The sequence below is a fragment of the Acidovorax sp. SRB_14 genome (assembly GCF_012932145.1).
Classification (GTDB): domain Bacteria; phylum Pseudomonadota; class Gammaproteobacteria; order Burkholderiales; family Burkholderiaceae_C; genus Simplicispira.
In genome coordinates, this window is record NZ_MWOK01000007.1 from 18,808 (window position 1) to 37,106 (window position 18,299).

Below are 18,299 nucleotides of genomic sequence, written 5' to 3' on the forward strand. Positions count from 1 at the left end.
TGTCGCATCCAAACCGGCCACCGCAGCAGCGCAGCGGGCGCCTCCGCGCCCTGGCCGCGGTCCGGCACAAACCCAGAAATAGGAACATACTGGCGCCACCTCACCCCCCGGGGTCTCCTCGCGGGCGTGACCCCACGATGGAGAAATGGCATGCCGTCCACCCCATTGAGCCCGCCCTTTGCCCTGCGCAGGCGCCACGTCATCGGCGGGGCCCTGGCCGCCGCCACCGTGGCGCTGTGGCCCTGGACACCGGCCTTTCCGGTGGAAGGCGGTGCGCAGACCACCTTCCTGACCTTGTCCCAGCTGCTCACCGGACGCGACACGCTGGACCCGACGCTGGGCCGCCGCTTGCTGGAGGCGCTGCAGGCCAGCGACACGAGCTTCGACCAGCACGCCACCGATCTGCTCGGCCTCCTGCAAACGCGCAAAGTCCTGCTGCCCAACTTGCCAGCGCTGCTGACCGCTGAAAAGCCGCCCTTCGCCGCACTGCCCAGCCAGGTCATGGCGGCCTGGTACCTTGGTGTCGTGGGCGATGGACCACAGGCCCGCGTCGTGGCCTTCGAACACGCCCTCAATGCCGCCACCGTCTCGGACAAGCTCAGGCCGCCCACCTACGCCTATGGCGCGCCCGGCAGCTGGAGCGCCAACCCCAACACCTGAGGTGCCTATGCCGCAAGACCTCTCCGCAGATTTCGTCATCGTCGGTTCCGGCATCATCGGCGCGCTGCTGGCACGCAAGCTTGCCCTGGCTGGCGCCTCGGTGCTGATGCTCGAAGCCGGCCCGCTCGTCACGCGGGCCGAACTGGTGGCGCGCTTTCGCAACTCGCCGCGCCGCAGCGACTGGATGTCGCCCTACCCGCCCTCGCCCTGGGCGCCGCACCCCGTCTACCAGCCCGAAGACAACGGCTACCTGGTGCACGCCGGCCCCTACCCCTACAAGGCCGAATACATCCGGCAGGTGGGCGGCAGCACCTGGCACTGGGCCGCGCAGGCATGGCGCAACGTGCCCAACGACTTCCGCATCCACAGCCTCTATGGCGTGGGCGTAGACTGGCCCTTTGGCTACGACGAGCTGGAGCCCTATTACCAGGAGGCCGAGGAGATCATGGGCGTCTCGGGCGCGCCCAATACCGGCTCGCCGCGCAGCAAGCCCTTTCCCATGGAGCCGGTGGCCGAGGTCTGGGCGATGCGCCGCCTGCGTGAACGCCTCGCCCCCGAATACGCCGTGGTCGGCAACACCACCGCGCGCAACAGCCGCGCCTACGATGGCCGCCCGCCCTGCTGCGGCAACAACAGCTGCCAGCCGATCTGCCCGATCGACGCGCAATACCACGGCGGCCTGGCCGTGGACGCGGCCCTGGCGGCCGGCGCCAAGCTGCAGGTCAACGCCAATGTGTTCAAGCTGGAGCACGATGGCGCCGCCCGCATCACCGCGGCGCACTACTACGACCCCGACAAGCGCTCACACCGCGTCACCGGCAAAACCTTCATCGTCGCGGCCAACGGGGTGGAAAGCCCGCGCCTGCTGCTGCTGTCGCAAAGCGACAAGTTCCCGCACGGCCTTGCCAACAGCCGCGACATGGTGGGCCGCCACCTGATGGACCACCCCAGCACCTCGCTGACCTTCGACGCCGACGAGGACGTGTGGCTGGGCCGGGGGCCGCAGAGCCCCAATTCCATCAACACCATGCGCGACGGCGCCTTCCGCTCGGAGCATGCGGCCTACCGGCTCGACTTCACCAACATCTCCCGCGTGGACGTGACCACCAGGACGCTGATCTCTGAAGGGGTGTACGGGCCCGAGTTCGAACGCCGCCTGCGCTACAGCGCCGCCCGCGAAATGAACGTCAAGAATGTGCTGGAGGTGCTGCCGAGGCCCGAGCACCGCATCGCGCTCAGCGACCAGAAAGATGCCATGGGCCTGCCCAAGCCCCAAACCCACTACTCGATCGACGACTACACCCGCGCCGGCCATGTGCGTTCGCAGCAAGACTTCAAGCGCATTGCCGAACTGATGGGGGGCATCAACCTGCGCTTCAGCAAGGATGGTGACTTCGCCAACAACCAGCACATCTGCGGCACCGTGAGCATGGGCACCGACCCGGCCGTGTCGGTGTGCGACGAATGGGGCCGGGCGCACGACCACGAGAACCTGTACCTCGCGGGCACCGGCGTGCTGCCCACCTCTTCCACCTGCAATTCGACGCAAAACGGCATCGCGGTGGCCCTGCGCAGCGCGCAGCACCTGCTGGCGCAGCGGACCGGTCAGCCGGTGCCGCGCGCCGCCGCCCCCAGCGCCAGGAGCTGAGCATGCGCACTTGCCTGAACTCTTGTCTTCGCACAGGCCTGGTTGCGGCCCTGTGTCTGGTGGCGCTCAGCGCCCGGGCCCAGGCCCCGGCCACCGCACCCCAAGACCTGGTCGAACGCGGCCGCTACCTCGCGACGGCGGGCGACTGCGTGGCCTGCCATACAGCGCCCCAAGGCGCGGCCATGGCCGGCGGCCTGGCTATCGCCACCCCGCTGGGCGCCATTTACTCCACCAACATCACGCCCTCGAAAACCTCGGGCATCGGCAACTACACGCTGGCGCAATTCACGGCCGCCCTGCGCCAGGGGCGGCGCGCCGACGGGGCCTACCTGTACCCGGCCATGCCGTACACGGCCTATGCCAAGACCACCGACGATGACATGGCGGCGATGTACGCCTACTTCATGCACGGCGTCGCGCCCATCGACAGCGCCCCCCCGGCCACCCAGCTGCCTTTCCCTTTCAGCATCCGGGCCTCCCTGGCCGTGTGGAATGCCTTGTTCCTCGACACCACGCCCTACCAGCCCAACGCACAGCAGACGCCCGAATGGAACCGGGGCGCCTACCTGGTGCAGGGCCTGGCCCATTGCAGCGCCTGCCATACGCCGCGCAACGCCCTGATGGCCGAAGACCCCAAGCGCAGCCTGGGCGGCGGTGAAGCCGGGCCATGGCACGCGCCCAACATCTCGTCCGACACCCAGGGCGGCATCGGTGGCTGGTCCGAAGACGAACTGGTGCGCTACATGCGCGAAGGCCATGTGGTCGGCAAAGGCTCCAGCGGCGGCCCGATGGCCGAAGCCGTGGACCACAGCCTCAGCCGACTGTCCGAGGCCGACCTGCACGCGATGGCCGTGTACCTCAAATCCACGCCCGCCATCGCAGACCCCGCCGCTACCCAGCCCGCCTACTCCTGGGGCCAGGCCACGGACCAGCTGGCCAGCATCCGCGGCGTGGCACTGCCGCAAAACCTCGGCAGCATGACCGGACCGCAGCTCTACGACGCGTTCTGCGCCAGCTGCCACCAGGCGCAGGCGCAAGGCAGCGCCGACGGCAAGCTGCCCGCGCTGTTCCACCACAGCACCCTGGGGCGCAGCAACACCAACAACCTCGTGCTGTCCATTCTGCAAGGCGTGCCACGGCACGGTCGCGACAGCATCATGCCGGCCTTCGCGCACGAGCTCACCGACCCGCAGATCAGCACCTTGAGCAACTATCTGCTCAAGGAATATGGCAACCCCCAGGCCCGCGTCACCAAAAGCCAGGTGGCCCGATTGCGCAGCAACGCCCCGGACAACACCCTGGTCCAGCTGGCCCGCTGGGGCATGGCCATCGCTGTTCTGATCGTGCTGCTCGTGCTGGGCTGGGCCATCCGGCGCGCGCAAAGGCGCAAGCACGCTCCGCCGCGCTGACTGCGCGCCGCGCCACCCCTGCCCCCTCGCTGCGCTGCAGTAGACTCGCCCGCGGGGCCCGGCGACCCTCCTGCGCGGGCCTTCTCGGAATCAAGCAGGACACAACGACAGATACAAGGTTGGAGATGGAAATGAAGCAAATGTCTTGGGCACCCCTGGGCGCATTGGCACTGGCCATGGCGTTCATCGCACCGGCCCACGCCCAGCAGAAATCGGTCGCCGTCACGGCCATCGTCGAACACCCGGCACTCGACGCCGTGCGCGACGGTGTGCAGGCCGCCCTCAAGGAAGCGGGCTTCGAATCGGGCAAGAACCTGAAGTGGCAGTACCAGAGCGCCCAAGGCAACACCGGCACGGCCGCGCAGATCGCGCGCAAGTTCGTTGGCGACAAGCCCGACGCCATCGTCGCCATCGCCACGCCCTCGGCCCAGGCCGTGATCGCCTCGACCAAGACCGTGCCCGTGGTGTTCTCGGCCGTGACCGACCCCGTCGCCGCCAAGCTCGTGCCCAGCTGGAACGCCTCGCACACCAACGTGACCGGCGTGTCCGACCTGCTGGCGCTCGACAAGCAGATGGATCTCGTCAAGCAGGTCGTGCCCAATGCCAAGCGCGTGGGCATGGTCTACAACCCCGGCGAAGCCAACTCGGTGGTCGTGGTCAAGCAGATGAAAGAGCTGCTGCCCAAGCTGGGCATGACGCTGGTCGAAGCCGCCGCGCCGCGCTCGGTGGACGTGGGCAGCGCCGCGCGCAGCCTGATCGGCAAGGTCGACGTGATCTACACCAATACCGACAACAACGTGGTCTCGGCCTACGAAGCGCTGGTCAAGGTCGGCCAGGAAGCCAAGATCCCGCTCGTCGCCTCGGACACCGACAGCGTCAAGCGCGGTGCGATTGCCGCTTTCGGCATCAACTACCGCGACCTGGGCGAGCAGACCGGCCGCATGGTCGCGCGCATCCTCAAGGGCGAGAAGCCCGGCGACATCAAGCCCGAAGTGAGCACCAAGATGGAGCTGTTCGTGAACCCCGGCGCCGCCGAGAAGCAGGGCGTGAAGCTCTCCGACGCGCTCGTCAAGTCGGCCGCGCAAGTGGTGCAATGAGCGCCTGAGCGCCCTTGGGGCGCCGCACGGCGCAACCCACCGGCAGGGGCCATGCACCGCATGGCTCCTGCTTTCTTTTAATTCCACCGTTGGCCGTCCATGTCTCTCTTTTCCCTGCTCGGCGCCATTGAAATCGGCCTGATCTTCAGCCTCGTGGCGCTGGGCGTGTTCATTTCGTTCAGGCTGCTGCGCTTTCCCGACCTGACCGTGGACGGCAGCTTTCCGCTCGGCGGCGCGGTCTGCGCCATCCTGATCTCCTCGGGCGTCAACCCCTGGCTGGCCACGCTGGCCGCCACCGTCGCGGGCGCCTTCGCCGGGCTCGTCACCGGCTGGCTCAATGTGCGCCTCAAGATCATGGACCTGCTGGCCAGCATCCTGGTGATGATCGCGCTGTACTCGATCAACCTGCGCGTCATGGGCGGCCCCAATGTGCCGCTCATCAACGACCCCACGCTGTTCACCCTGCTGCAGCCCGCCGGCATGGACGACTACGTGGCGCGCCCGCTGCTGCTGGCCGTCATCGTCATCGCCGCCAAGCTGTTCATGGACTGGTTCTTCTCGACCGAACGGGGCCTGGCGATCCGCGCCACCGGCTCCAATGCGCGCATGGCCCGCTCGCAGGGCGTCAACACCGGCGCCATGGTGCTGCTGGGCATGGCCGTCTCCAACGCCTTGGTGGGCTTGGCGGGCGCGCTGTTTGCCCAGACGCAGGGCGGCTCCGACATCTCCATGGGCATCGGCACCATCGTCATCGGCTTGGCGGCGGTGATCGTGGGCGAGAGCATCCTGCCGTCGCGCCGCCTGATCTACGCCACGCTGGCCGTCGTCATCGGTGCCATCGTCTACCGCTTTTTCATCGCGCTGGCGCTCAACAGCGACTTCATCGGCCTCAAGGCGCAGGACCTGAACCTGGTCACGGCCGTGCTCGTCACCATCGCGCTGGTCATTCCCCAGCTCAAGCGCAAGCTGGCCAAACGCCGCCCGAACTGAGCGCACCCGAGAGAAGACCCATGCTGAGCGCCCAAAACCTCGAAATCACCTTCAACCCCGGCACGCCGATCGAAATGCGCGCGCTGCGCGGCATGTCGCTCGACATCCCGGCCGGCCAGTTCGTCACCGTCATTGGCTCCAACGGGGCCGGCAAGTCCACCTTCCTGAACGCCATCTCGGGCGACCTGGCGGTGGACAGCGGCCGCGTCACCATCGACGGCAGCGACGTCACGCGCCTGCCCGTATGGGAGCGCTCATCGCGCGTGGCCCGCGTGTTCCAGGACCCCATGGCCGGCACCTGCGAAGACCTGACCATCGAAGAGAACATGGCCCTGGCGCAGCAGCGCGGCACGCGCCGCGGCCTGCGCAGCGCCGTCAAGACCGCACTGCGCGAGACCTTCCGCGCGCGCCTGGCCACGCTGGGCCTGGGGCTGGAGAGCCGCCTCACCGACCGCATCGGTCTGCTCTCGGGCGGCCAGCGCCAGGCCGTGAGCCTGCTGATGGCGGCGCTGCAGCCCTCGCGCATCCTGCTGCTCGACGAGCACACCGCCGCGCTCGACCCGCGCACCGCCGACTTCGTGCTGCAGCTGACGGCGCGCATCGTGGCCGAGAACCGGCTCACCACCATGATGGTCACGCACAGCATGCGCCAGGCGCTGGACGTCGGCGAGCGCACCGTCATGCTGCACCAGGGCCAAGTGGTGCTGGACGTGTCGGGCGAGGAACGCAGCCGCCTCGACGTGCCCGACCTGCTCCAGATGTTCGAGAAGGTGCGCGGCGAAAAACTGGCCGACGACGCACTGCTGCTGGGCTAAGCCCGTGGCACCTGCCTGCGCTCCTTCCGGGGCTGCAGACAGGCCTTCAACATCAAAATCGATAGCTGCTAGCGCTTTACCAACAAGCGTTAGAGGCCGATTTGACCTGAAACAGACTCAATCGGCGAACAGCGGCAGATCGGCTTTCTTCAGCGTGCGCAGCACGAAGCTGGAGCGACTGTGGCGGATGCCCTTGATCTTGTAGAGCTTCTCGCGCAGAAGGCGCTCGTAGTCGCGCGTGTCCTTGACCACCACGCGCAGCAGGTAGTCGTAGTCGCCCGACACCAGGTGCGCCTCGATCACCTCGGGAATGCTGGCCAAGGTTTCGCCAAACTTTTCCAGCGTGTTGTCGGAGTGGCTGTCAAGCGTGACCTGCACCAGCACCGTGTCGCCCAGCCCGAGGGCGTGCGGGTTCAGGCGCACGGTGTAGCCCTCGATCACGCCGGCCTCTTCCATCTTCTTGATGCGCCCCCAGCAGGGCGAGGGGCTCAGGCCCACGGCCTGGCCGATGTCCTGCAGGCTGGCGCGCGCATTGCCCTGCAGAACGGCGAGAATTTTTCTGTCCAATCGATCCATTCGCCGCATTATTCACAGAATGGCGATTTGTCAGAATAATTTTCTGCATTCTCAGAAAAACGTCGCAAATTCAGAAAAACCGTCTCCCCCCGCCGCACCATACTTGAACCATCAAGGCGCTCTTACCGGAGCGCACAAACCGACAGGCCCCCGACTGGTTACCGCCAGCTCCGGGGGCGCCTGGCAAGCCCGCGCCCCCTGCGGCATCCCGTCTCCCCCTGCACCACGGCCTTTTCTGGCACACCCGCGCAAACCCCGATGTCCCTGGCCATGTTGCAGCGCCATAATTTTTGCGAGTGGCACGCCGCACGCCCGCCGTGGCAGGCACCCCGCCCAACCCCCGCAAAAATCCCGACAGGAGACTCCATGCAATTGACCAAACTCGCCCTCGGCCTGGGCCTCGCGCTCGGCTTTGCTGCCGCCGCATCCGCACAGACCACCATGCGCATCAGCATCTCGACGGCGCAGAACTCGCACCAGGGCGTGGCCATCGATACGTTTGCCAAGGAAGTCGAAAAGCGCACGGGCGGGCGCTACAAGGTGCAGACCTTCTACAACGGCGCCCTCGGCGGCGAGCGCGAATCCATCGAAGCCGTGCAGCTGGGCACGCAGGAACTCGCCTTCAGCTCGACCGGCCCGGTGCCCAACTTCGTGCCCGAGACGAAAATCCTCGACGTGCCCTTCCTGTTCCGCGACAAGGCGCACGCCCGCGCCGTGCTCGACGGCCCCATCGGCCAGGAGATGCTGACCAAGTTCGACGCCAAGGGCTTCAAGGCCCTGGCCTGGGCCGAGAACGGCTTTCGCCACATGACGAACAGCAAGCGCGATGTGAAGGACCCGGCCGACCTCAAGGGCCTGAAGATGCGCACCATGGAGAACCCGGTGCACATCGCCGCCTACAAGGGCTTTGGCATCATCACCACGCCCATGGCCTTCCCCGAGGTGTTCACCGCGTTGCAGCAGGGCACCGTCGACGGCCAGGAGAACCCGCTGCCCGTCATCATCTCGGCCAAGTTCGACCAGGTGCAAAAGCACCTGACGCTGACCGGCCACGTCTACTCGCCCTGCATCTTCGTGATGAACAAGGCGTCTTTCGACAAGCTCTCGGCCGCCGACAAGCAGGCCTTCCTCGACGCCGCCAAGGAAGGCACCAAGGCCAACCGCGCGCGCGTGGACGAGGACGACGCCAAGGGCGTGGCCGACCTGCGCGCCAAGGGCATGACGGTGATCGACACCATCGACAAGGCCAAGTTCGTGGCGGCGCTCGCCCCGGTCAACGCCGAGTTCGAAAAGCAGTTCGGCAAGGCCACGCTCGACAAGATCCGCAACGTCAAGTAAGTCGATCCAACTTCTCTTTTCATAGCTATCAACGCCCGTCGGTATTGCACCAACGGGCGTTTTCATTCCAAAACTCTGCTCTTTGGGGTGCGCATCCCGGCGCGCCCGTGCAGTCCCATGAAAAATCAATTCCTTACTTTTGAACGCTGGTGCACGTCGGTCGCCATGTGGGGCGCCTGCGCCATGCTCGCCATCGCGTCCGCGCTCGGCATGTTCCAGATTCTGATGCGCTTCGTGTTCGAGCAACCCGCCGAGTGGACCGAGGTGCTGATCCGCTTCAGCCTGATCTGGATGGTGTTCCTCGGCATCCCGGCGGCCTTCCGCCAGGGCGCCATGGTCAGCGTGGACGTGCTCTACCGCTGGAGTCCACCCCATCTGCAGCGCGTGCTGGAATGGGTCGTGGCGCTCGCCGCGCTCACGCTGATCGCCATCATCATCTGGTGGGGCTGGGACTACACCCAGCGCGGCGCCGTGCAGAGCATGGCGGGCCTCGAATCGGTGTCGATGTTCTGGGCCTATCTGGCGATGCCGGCCGGTGGTGTGTTCTGCGTGGTCGGCATCATCGGCAACCTGATCGATCCGCGCCGCATGGAACTGGAGACCGCGCAATGACCAGCGTCATGATCTCCACCATGGTGGTGTGCTTCGCGCTCACCGTTTCCGTTGCGGTGTCCATCGGATTGGCGGCCATCCTGGGCATCCAGGCGTCGAACGCGCACATGCTGATTTCCGTGAAGGAAATGTTCGGCGCCATCAACAAGTTTCCGCTGGCCGCCATTCCGTTCTTCATCCTGGCCGGCAACCTGATGGAGACCGGCGGCATCTCGCGCCGCCTGGTCGAGTTCGCCAAGAGCATCGTCGGCGGCGTGCAGGGCGGCCTGCCGATGACCTGCGTGCTCACCTGCATGATCTTCGCGGCGGTGTCGGGCTCGTCGGTGGCGACCACGTTCGCGATCGGCGCCATCCTGATCCCCGCGCTCATCAAGCACGGCTACCCCACCAGCTACGCCGCCGCGCTGCAGGCCACGAGCGCCGAGCTCGGCGTGATCATTCCGCCGTCGATTCCGCTGATCCTCTACGGCGTGAGCGCCGAGGTGTCGATCGGCGAACTGTTCATCGCGGGCTTTGGCCCGGGCTTTCTCATCAGCGGCGCGCTGATGCTGTTCGTGTGGCTCTATTGCAAATGGAAGGGCTGGGGCAAGAACGACGGCACGGGGCGCATGCCGCTCGGCCGCGCCACGCTGCAGGCCGGCTGGGCGCTGCTCATGCCGGTGATCATCCTGGGCGGCATCTACGGCGGCATCTTCACGCCCACCGAGGCCTCGGCCGTGGCGGTGTTCTATGCGCTGGTGGTGGGCGTCGTGATCTACCGCGAGATCAAGCCCCAGGACCTGGCCGCGATATTGCGCAAATCGGTGCTCTCGTCGGCGGTGATCATGTTCATCATCGCCAACGCCGGGCTGTTCGCCTTCCTGATCACGCGCGCCGGCGTGCCCGACGCCATCGGCCGCTGGCTGCAGGAGGTGCTGCAGTCGCCCGCGCTGTTCCTGCTCGGGGTGAACGCCGCCCTGTTCATCATCGGCATGTTCATCGAGACCAGCGCCGCCATCATCGTGCTGGCGCCCATCCTGGCGCCGGTGGCCCAGCATTTCGGCATCGACCCGGTGCACTTTGGCCTGATCATGGTGGTCAACCTGGCGCTCGGCATGATCACGCCGCCGTTCGGCGTGAACCTGTTCGCCGCCTGCACGGTGGCGCGCATCTCGCTCGACCGCATCGTCACGCACCTGCTGCCCTTTGTGCTGGTCATCCTGGCCTGCCTGATGGTCATCACCTACGTGCCCTCGCTGTCGCTCGCGCTGCGCGATCTGGTCTACGCAAAATAGGTAGAATTCGCCGGTTCAGGAGAGAGTGCCCCGCCATTGCCTGGTGCGCGGTACCGCCGAAGGCGCAGGTGAAAACCAAACGCTCAGGCAAAAGGACTGACAAGCGCCCGCAGGGATGCGGGCGTTCCCTTGCTGGAGAGAGGCGGCCGCAACAGCGGCCACCCACCGAAGGAGCAACCCCCGTGCTTTACAGCGCCGGGCGAATCTCTCAGGTAAAGCGGACAGCGGGGCAAATCGCGTGGCCTGTGGGCCACGGCCCCCATTTGCCCTGGAGATCTCCATGTCCGCCACCGCCGCCGCCCCCTTGCTGACCACGCCGCTCAACGCGCTGCACCTCGAACTGGGCGCGCGCATGGTGCCGTTCGCCGGCTACTCCATGCCCGTGCAGTACCCCGCCGGCCTGATGGCCGAGCACCTGCACACGCGCCAGGCAGCCGGCCTGTTCGATGTCTCGCACATGGGCCAGCTGCGCCTGGTGGGAGCCGAGGCCGCGGCCGCGTTCGAAACCCTGATGCCCGTCGACGTCGTCGACCTGCCCGTGGGCAAGCAGCGCTACGGCCTGCTGCTCAACGACGCGGGCGGCATCATCGACGACCTGATGTTTTTTCGCGTGGCGCAGGACGAGATCTTCGCCATCGTCAACGGCGCCTGCAAGCTGGGCGACATCGCGCACATCCAGGCAGAAATCGGCCAGCGCTGCCAGGTCATTGCGCTGCCCGACCAGGCCCTGCTGGCGCTGCAGGGCCCGCACGCCGCAGCCGTGCTCGCGCGCCTGGCGCCCGGCACCGACAAGCTGGTGTTCATGACCGGCGGCAACTTCCGCATCGCGGGCAGCGACTGCTTTGTCACGCGCAGCGGCTACACCGGCGAGGACGGTTTTGAAATCTCCGTGCCCGCCGCCCAGGCCGACACCCTGGCGCGCGCGCTGCTGGCGCAGCCCGAAGTCAAGCCCATCGGACTGGGTGCACGCAACTCGCTGCGCCTGGAAGCGGGCCTGTGCCTGTACGGCAACGACCTCGACACCAGCACCACGCCGCCCGAGGCGGGCCTGAACTGGGCGATCTCGAAGGTGCGTCGCAGCGGCGGCGCGCGCGCGGGCGGCTTTCCCGGCGCCGGCACGGTGCTGGCGCAGCTCGACGACCCCGCCCTGCTCACGCGCAAGCGCGTCGCCCTGGTCGCCAAAGAGCGCATCCCCGTGCGCGAACTCGCCGTGCTGGAGAACCTGGACGGCCAGGCCGTCGGCCAGGTCACCAGCGGCCTGCTGAGCCCCACGCTGAACCAGCCCATCGCCATGGCCTATGTGCAGCCCGACTACGCCCCCGTTGGCACCGAACTGTTCGCCCTCGTGCGCGGCAAGCCCGTGCCCATGGTGGTGGCGCCCACGCCCTTCGTGCCCACGCGCTACCACCGCGGCTGACCGCAGCTGCGGGCGTGCGCCCATGCGTTTTTTGCCTGCGCCGCCCGTTACATTCCTGATTCCACCACTTTGACCGGAGAACTGTTCCATGTCCATCCATTACTCGCGCGACCACGAATGGGTCAACGCCGCTGACCCCCAGGCCGCCGTTGTCGGCATCACCGTGCACGCGCAAGACGCGCTGGGCGATGTGGTCTTCGTCGACCTGCCCGAAGTCGGCGCCACCTTTGCGCAGGGCGATGTCGCCGGCGTGGTCGAGTCGGTCAAGGCCGCGGCCGATGTGTTCATGCCGCTGAGCGGCGAAATCGTCGAAGTCAACGAAGCCCTGCGCGCCGACCCGTCGCTCGCCAACTCCGACCCGCTGGGCGCAGGCTGGTTCTTCAAGGTCAAGCTCAGCGACCCGGCGCAACTGACCGAGCTCATGGACGAGACCGCCTACACCGACTTCGCCCAGAACGCCTAACCCCCTTCCAGACTGGCCCTTCCCATGCCGATGCCCTCCGCCCTGCAGAACCTTTCGCCGCTCGGCGAGCTCGAAAACGCCACCGAATTCCTGCCCCGCCACATCGGCATCGATGCGGCCGACGAGGCGCACATGCTGTCGGTGGTCGGCGAGGCCTCGCGCCGCGCCCTCATCGACTCCATCGTGCCCCGTTCCATTGCGCGCAGCCGCGCCATGGACCTGCCCGCGCCGGTGACCGAGGCGCAGGCGCTGGCCGAACTCAAGGCGTTGGCATCGAAGAACAAAGTCCTGCGCAGCTTCATCGGCCAGGGCTACTACGGCACGCACACGCCCGGCGTCATCCTGCGCAACGTGCTGGAGAACCCGGCCTGGTACACGGCCTACACGCCTTACCAGGCCGAGATCTCACAGGGCCGCCTCGAAGCCCTGCTCAATTTCCAGACCCTGGTGTGCGACCTCACGGCCATGCCCATGGCCAACGCCTCCATGCTCGACGAGGCCACGGCCGCCGCCGAGGCCATGGCGCTGTCCAAGCGCTCGGTCAAATCCCGCAGCAACCGCTTCATCGTGGCCGGCGACGCGCACCCGCAGACCATCGAGGTCATCCAGACCCGCGCCAAGCCGCTGGGCATTGAGGTCGTGCTCGCTGATTCACGCGAACAGTGGGACGCCGCGCTGGACGGCGACTATTTCGCCGTGCTGGCCCAGTACCCCGCCACCAGCGGCCGCATCGACGACCTGCGTGCCGACGTGGAGAAAGCCCACGCCCGACAGGCCGCCTTCATCGCAGCAGCCGACCTGCTGGCCCTCACGCTGATCACGCCGCCCGGCGAATGGGGCGCCGACATCGTCGTCGGCACCACGCAGCGCCTGGGCATGCCCATGGGCGCTGGCGGCCCGCACGCCGCCTACATGGCCTGCCGCGACGAGTTCAAGCGCTCGCTGCCCGGGCGCCTGGTCGGCGTGAGCGTGGACACGCACGGCAACCCGGCCTACCGCCTGGCCCTGCAGACACGCGAGCAGCACATCCGCCGCGAAAAAGCCACCTCCAACATCTGCACCGCCCAGGTGCTGCCGGCGGTGATCGCCAGCATGTACGCGGTCTACCACGGGCCGCAGGGCCTGCGCCGCATTGCGCAGCGCGTGGCAGCCTACACCGCCATCCTGGCGCAGGGCCTCGCACAGCTGGGGGCCCCCGTGCGCCCGCAACACTGCTTCGACACCCTGTCGCTGAAAACCGATGACGCTACCAAAACCATAGCTGCTCGCGCAGTGCAGATGGGCGCCAACCTGCGAATTTACTTCGAAGACTATCTCTGCATCTCGCTCGACGAAACCACCACGCGCGCCGACATCGAGCTGCTGTGGCAGATCTTTGCGCAGGACGGCCAGCCGCTTCCAAGCTTCGACGCCTTTGAAGACGGCGTCGAGCCCTTGATCCCTGCCGGGCTGCGCCGCACCAGCAGCTACCTCACGCACCCGGTCTTCAACACCCACCATTCCGAGACGGCCATGCTGCGCTACATCCGCCAGCTGTCCGACAAGGACCTGGCGCTCGACCGCAGCATGATCCCGCTGGGCTCGTGCACCATGAAGCTCAACGCCACGAGCGAAATGATCCCGATCACCTGGCCCGAGTTCGCGAACATGCACCCGTTCGCGCCGGCCGACCAGCTGCAGGGCTACGCCGAGCTCGACGCGCAGCTGCGCGCCTGGCTGTGCCAGGCCACAGGCTACGCCGGCATCAGCCTGCAGCCCAACGCCGGCTCGCAGGGCGAATACGCCGGCCTGCTCGCCATCAAGGCCTACCACGCGGCCCAGGGCCAGGGCCACCGCAACATCTGCCTGATCCCCAGCAGCGCGCACGGCACCAACCCCGCCAGCGCCCAGATGGTGGGCATGCAGGTCGTGGTGACCGCCTGCGACGCCAACGGCAACGTGGATTTGGACGACCTGCAGGCCCAATGCGAGCGGCACAGCGACCGCCTGGCCTGCGTGATGATCACCTATCCCAGCACGCACGGGGTGTTCGAGACCCAGGTGAAAGCGCTGTGCGCCCTGGTACACCAGCACGGCGGCCGCGTCTATGTGGACGGCGCGAACATGAACGCGCTGGTGGGCGTGGCCGCGCCCGGCGAGTTCGGCGGCGACGTGAGCCACCTGAACCTGCACAAGACCTTCTGCATCCCGCACGGCGGCGGCGGCCCTGGCGTCGGCCCCGTGTGCGTGGTCGAGGACCTCGTGCCCTACCTGCCTGGACATGCCACAGGTGGCGTGGCCGGTGGCGTGGGTGCGGTCAGCGCCGCGCCGCTGGGCAACGCCGCCGTGCTGCCGATCAGCTGGATGTACATCCGCATGATGGGCGCCGAAGGGCTGCAGGCCGCCACCGAGACCGCCATCCTGAGCGCTAACTACATCAGCGCGCGCCTCGCGGCCCACTACCCCACGCTGTACGCCAGCGCCAACGGCCATGTGGCGCACGAATGCATCCTGGACCTGCGCGGGCTCAAGGACAGCAGCGGCGTGATGGCCGAGGACGTGGCAAAGCGGCTGATCGACTACGGCTTCCACGCCCCCACGCTCTCCTTCCCCGTGCCCAACACGCTGATGGTCGAGCCCACCGAAAGCGAGACGCTGTACGAGATCGACCGCTTCATCGACGCGATGGTCGCGATCCGCCACGAGATCCGCCAGATCGAGGCCGGCACCTGGCCGCAAGACGACAACCCGCTCAAGAACGCGCCGCACACGGCCGAAAGCCTGCTCGCGAGCGACTGGACCCACCCCTACCCGCGCGAGGCGGCGGCCTACCCCGTGCCCTCGCTGCGCCAGACCAAATACTGGTCGCCCGTGGGCCGCGTCGACAACGTGTACGGCGACCGCAACCTGTTTTGCAGCTGCCTGCCGGTCGGCGACTACGAAGCCTGAGTCCGCCCGCCGCGGGCGGTCGGCAGGCGGCGGCGCGCTTACACTGCCGCAGCCGACACCCCGGCGCGCAGCGCAGCTGCCGCCGGCCTGTGCGGCCACCCCCTTTATGAGCCGCCCCGACCTCTCCTTTCTTCTGCGCACCGCCGAGTCCCCAGCGCCACCGCCGGACGCGGCCGCCGACACCGATCGCCGGCAGATGGCCGACCGGCCCACCGGCGCCGTGGCCAGCCTGATCGCCGAGCTGCGCGCCTACCAGGCCGAACTGGAGGTGCAAAACAAGGTTTTGCGCTACAGCCAGGCAGCGGCCGAAAGCGCCTCCGAGCGCTTCGAGACGCTGTTTTCGAGCGTGCCGCTGGCCCTTATGGTGCTCGACGAGCACGACATGGTGGTACAGGCCAATGCGATGGCGCACCGCTCCTTCCAGCCCACCGAAGGCGACCGCCCTCTCACGTCGCTGCTGCCTTTCGTCAGCGCCGCAGACACCGAGCGCGTGCAGCAGGCTTTTGCGCGCGCGCGCACCGAAGGCCACGGCGAGGCGACCGAAGTGGTGTTCCGCTGCGGTGCGCACAGCCACATCACTGGCGACCTGCACATCGCCCGCATCGAGGCGCCGCAGGACGGCGAGCCCACGCTGCTGCAGTTTCTCTGCGCCGTCATCGACCAGGGCCCGCTGCTGGCCGAGCGACGGGCGCTGCAGCACAGCGCGCAGGCACTGCAGCAGCGCAACGCCCAGCTGCACGCCAGCGAACGCCGGCTCGAAGCGGTCATCAACTCCGCCCTCGACGCCATCGTCTGCGTCGACCAGCACCAGCGCATCACGGTCTTCAACCCCACGGCAGCGGTGCTGTTCCAGTGCGCCGCCAGCGACGCGCTGGGCAGCCCGCTCACGCGCTTCCTGCCCGAGGCCGGGCAGGCCCTGGCCTTCGCCCAGCTCACCACCCAGGCCCTGCTGGGCGAGATGACCGCGATCAGCGCCAGCGGCAAGGAGTTGGCCGTGGAAGTGAGCGTGTCGTTCGAGCGCCACGCCGAGGGCGAGACCACGACCGTGTTCGCGCGCGACCTCACGGGCCGCAAGAAGGCCGAGGCGCACCGCAACGAGCTCGAAGCCCAGCTGCGCGAGTCGCACAAGATGCAGGCCGTGGGCACCATGGCCGGCGGCATTGCGCACGACTTCAACAACATCCTCAGCGCCATCCTGGGCAACGCCGAGCTGGCCAAGGCCGACTGCGGCCCCGATGCGCCGGCCTTCGAAAGCCTGGTCGAGATCGAAAAAGCGGGCCGCCGCGCGCGCGACCTGGTGCGCCAGATCCTCACCTTCAGCCGCAACGAGCCGCCGCACCGCAGCGCCGTGGTGGTGTCCGAGGTGCTGCACGACACCCAGCGCCTGCTGCGCGTGACACTGCCGCCGGCCATCGAGCTGTGCCTGCACACCGCCCGCCCGCTGCCGGCCATCCACGCCGACCCCACCCAGGTCGAACAGGCCCTGCTGAACCTGTGCACCAACGCCATCCACGCCATCGGCGAGGCGCGCGGCACGGTCACCGTGGAGACCGTGCTGGCCCACCCCGACCCGCGGCTGTGCGAGCGCCTGGGCCTGGCGCAGGGCAGCTACGTGGCCATCACCGTGCACGACAGCGGCCCGGGCATGGACTCGGCGACCTTGCAGCGCGTGTTCGAGCCCTTCTTCACGACCAAGCCCGTGGGCCAGGGCACGGGCCTGGGCCTGGCCGTGGTGCATGGCGTCATGCGCACGCACCAGGGCGCGGTCGACGTGCACAGCACGCCCGGCCAGGGCAGCCGCTTCACGCTGTACTTCCCGGTGGCCGAACCCGCGCCGCCCGGCACCGCTGCTGCGGCCGCGGCGCCTGCCGCAGCAGCCGCCGCACCGGCCCCCGCAGCCACGCCAGCGCCTGCGCACCACCACCACGTCATGTACGTCGACGACGACGAGGCGCTGGTCTTTCTCGTGCAGCGCCTACTGCGCCGGCGCGGCTACACCATCAGCGGCTTCACCGACCCGCGCGCCGCCGCCGCCGCGCTGCGTGCCGACCCGCAGCGCTACGACCTGCTGGTGACCGACTACAACATGCCCGGCTACTGTGGCGTGGACCTGGTGCGCGAGGCGCGCGCCATCCGCGCCGATCTGCCGGTGGCGCTGGCCTCGGGCTATGTCACGGCCGAGATCGAGCAGGCCGCGTTGGCCGAAGGCGCACGCGCCCTGATCCACAAGCCCAACGACGCCGAGGAATTGTGCGCCACCGTGCAGCGCCTCCTCAGCGGCGAAGTCAGCGGCGCCCCGGGCACCGGCCATGCCGGGCACTGAACCGCGCGGCGCGCCCGCCGTCGCCTGCCTGCACGCCGACGACGCCCTGCTGGTGCTGGCCAAGCCCGCCGGCCTGCTGTGCGTGCCCGGGCGCGGCGCCGACAAGCAGGACTGCCTGAGCGCGCGCGCCCAGCAGCACTGGCCCGGCGCCCTGGTGGTGCACCGGCTGGACATGGCCACCTCGGGCCTGGTGCTGATGGCGCGCAGCGCAGGCGTGCAGCGCGCCCTCAGCCAGGCCTTTGCCGAGCGCCAGGTCCAAAAGCGCTACCAGGCCGTGGTGCAGGGCTGCATGGCCCTGCCCGCGGACAGCGCGTGGGGCGACATCGACCTGCCGATTGCCGCCGACTGGGAGCGGCGCCCGCTGCGCGTGGTCGATGCCGCGCAGGGCAAGCCCAGCCACACGCGCTGGCGCGTGCTCGACCACGATGCTGCCGCGCAGACCACGCGGCTCGAGCTCGAACCCGTCACCGGCCGCACGCACCAGCTGCGCGTGCACCTCGCGGCCCTGGGCCACCCCATCCTGGGCGACGCGCTCTATGCCGACGCCGCCACCGCAGCGCGCACGCCGCGCCTGCTGCTGCACGCCACACGGCTGGCCTTCGCGCACCCGGAATGCGGCGCCTGGGTGCAATACGCCCTGCCGGCAGAGTTTTAAGCCAAAACAGCCCAAAACGCTGATGGTACAAGCGCTGGCAGCTATCATTTCAACCACCATCGGGCCAACGTTACCGCCGTCGCTGCCACGACAG

General features: G+C 68.1%; 15 protein-coding genes and 2 riboswitches. Of the genes, 14 read left to right on the forward strand and 1 reads right to left on the reverse strand.

Translation table 11 applies throughout. The features are described from left to right. Positions 1-150: 150 nt before the first annotated feature. The 6 genes from B2J86_RS07325 (at position 151) to B2J86_RS07350 (ending at position 6,619) form a co-directional block, all read left to right on the forward strand. Complete coding sequence (locus B2J86_RS07325) at positions 151-660, forward strand: sugar dehydrogenase complex small subunit (RefSeq protein ID WP_173025098.1); 510 nt, start codon at positions 151-153, stop codon at positions 658-660. A 7-nt stretch (positions 661-667) separates the two neighbouring features. Then, a complete protein-coding gene (locus tag B2J86_RS07330; protein WP_173025099.1) occupies positions 668-2,308 on the forward strand; it encodes a GMC family oxidoreductase in 1,641 nt (546 codons plus the stop codon). Positions 2,309-2,310: 2 nt separating this feature from the next. Beyond that, entirely contained in the window at positions 2,311-3,717 is a 1,407-nt protein-coding gene (locus B2J86_RS07335) for a cytochrome c (protein WP_173025100.1), read from the forward strand. A 131-nt stretch (positions 3,718-3,848) separates the two neighbouring features. Continuing rightward, positions 3,849-4,814 carry an ABC transporter substrate-binding protein gene (locus B2J86_RS07340; RefSeq protein WP_169633675.1) on the forward strand — a complete coding sequence of 322 codons (966 nt, stop codon included), beginning with the start codon at positions 3,849-3,851 and terminating at the stop codon, positions 4,812-4,814. Positions 4,815-4,913: 99 nt separating this feature from the next. After that, positions 4,914-5,804: an ABC transporter permease gene (locus B2J86_RS07345; protein ID WP_173025101.1), complete on the forward strand. Its 891-nt coding sequence runs from the start codon at positions 4,914-4,916 to the stop codon at positions 5,802-5,804. A gap of 20 nt (positions 5,805-5,824) precedes the next feature. Beyond that, the gene (locus B2J86_RS07350) at positions 5,825-6,619 is read left to right on the forward strand and encodes an ABC transporter ATP-binding protein (protein WP_173025102.1); all 795 of its coding nucleotides are present in this window, start codon (positions 5,825-5,827) and stop codon (positions 6,617-6,619) included. Between the two features lie 117 nt (positions 6,620-6,736). On the opposite strand, the gene B2J86_RS07355 is transcribed toward B2J86_RS07350, so the two are convergent. Further along, positions 6,737-7,195 carry an Lrp/AsnC family transcriptional regulator gene (locus B2J86_RS07355; RefSeq protein WP_173025103.1) on the reverse strand — a complete coding sequence of 153 codons (459 nt, stop codon included), beginning with the start codon at positions 7,193-7,195 and terminating at the stop codon, positions 6,737-6,739. Between the two features lie 366 nt (positions 7,196-7,561). Here B2J86_RS07355 and B2J86_RS07360 point away from each other — a divergent pair, with 366 nt between their 5' ends. From B2J86_RS07360 to B2J86_RS07395, 8 genes are all read left to right on the forward strand, one after another. After that, positions 7,562-8,533: a TRAP transporter substrate-binding protein gene (locus tag B2J86_RS07360; RefSeq protein WP_173025104.1), complete on the forward strand. Its 972-nt coding sequence runs from the start codon at positions 7,562-7,564 to the stop codon at positions 8,531-8,533. A 117-nt stretch (positions 8,534-8,650) separates the two neighbouring features. Beyond that, complete coding sequence (locus B2J86_RS07365) at positions 8,651-9,145, forward strand: TRAP transporter small permease (RefSeq protein ID WP_169167322.1); 495 nt, start codon at positions 8,651-8,653, stop codon at positions 9,143-9,145. Further along, positions 9,142-10,419 (forward strand): TRAP transporter large permease, encoded by a 1,278-nt coding sequence (locus B2J86_RS07370; RefSeq protein ID WP_173025105.1) that lies wholly within the window; start codon positions 9,142-9,144, stop codon positions 10,417-10,419. Before B2J86_RS07365 ends, B2J86_RS07370 begins: the two co-directional genes overlap by 4 nt. A 6-nt stretch (positions 10,420-10,425) precedes the next feature. Beyond that, positions 10,426-10,528: riboswitch (glycine riboswitch) on the forward strand. Between the two features lie 13 nt (positions 10,529-10,541). Then, positions 10,542-10,654: riboswitch (glycine riboswitch) on the forward strand. 45 nt (positions 10,655-10,699) lie between these two features. Then, a complete protein-coding gene (gcvT, locus tag B2J86_RS07375) occupies positions 10,700-11,836 on the forward strand; it encodes a glycine cleavage system aminomethyltransferase GcvT (protein WP_173025106.1) in 1,137 nt (378 codons plus the stop codon). Positions 11,837-11,924: 88 nt separating this feature from the next. Next, positions 11,925-12,299 carry a glycine cleavage system protein GcvH gene (gcvH, locus tag B2J86_RS07380; RefSeq protein ID WP_169167325.1) on the forward strand — a complete coding sequence of 125 codons (375 nt, stop codon included), beginning with the start codon at positions 11,925-11,927 and terminating at the stop codon, positions 12,297-12,299. Between the two features lie 24 nt (positions 12,300-12,323). Next, positions 12,324-15,227 (forward strand): aminomethyl-transferring glycine dehydrogenase, encoded by a 2,904-nt coding sequence (gene gcvP, locus B2J86_RS07385; RefSeq protein WP_173025107.1) that lies wholly within the window; start codon positions 12,324-12,326, stop codon positions 15,225-15,227. 106 nt (positions 15,228-15,333) lie between these two features. Next, a complete protein-coding gene (locus B2J86_RS07390) occupies positions 15,334-17,550 on the forward strand; it encodes a PAS domain-containing sensor histidine kinase (RefSeq protein ID WP_173025108.1) in 2,217 nt (738 codons plus the stop codon). Beyond that, on the forward strand, positions 17,537-18,205 hold the full coding sequence (locus tag B2J86_RS07395; RefSeq protein WP_173025109.1) for an RluA family pseudouridine synthase: 669 nt from the start codon (positions 17,537-17,539) through the stop codon (positions 18,203-18,205). The genes B2J86_RS07390 and B2J86_RS07395 overlap by 14 nt, the downstream gene beginning before the upstream one ends. The last annotated feature ends 94 nt before the right edge of the window (positions 18,206-18,299 follow it).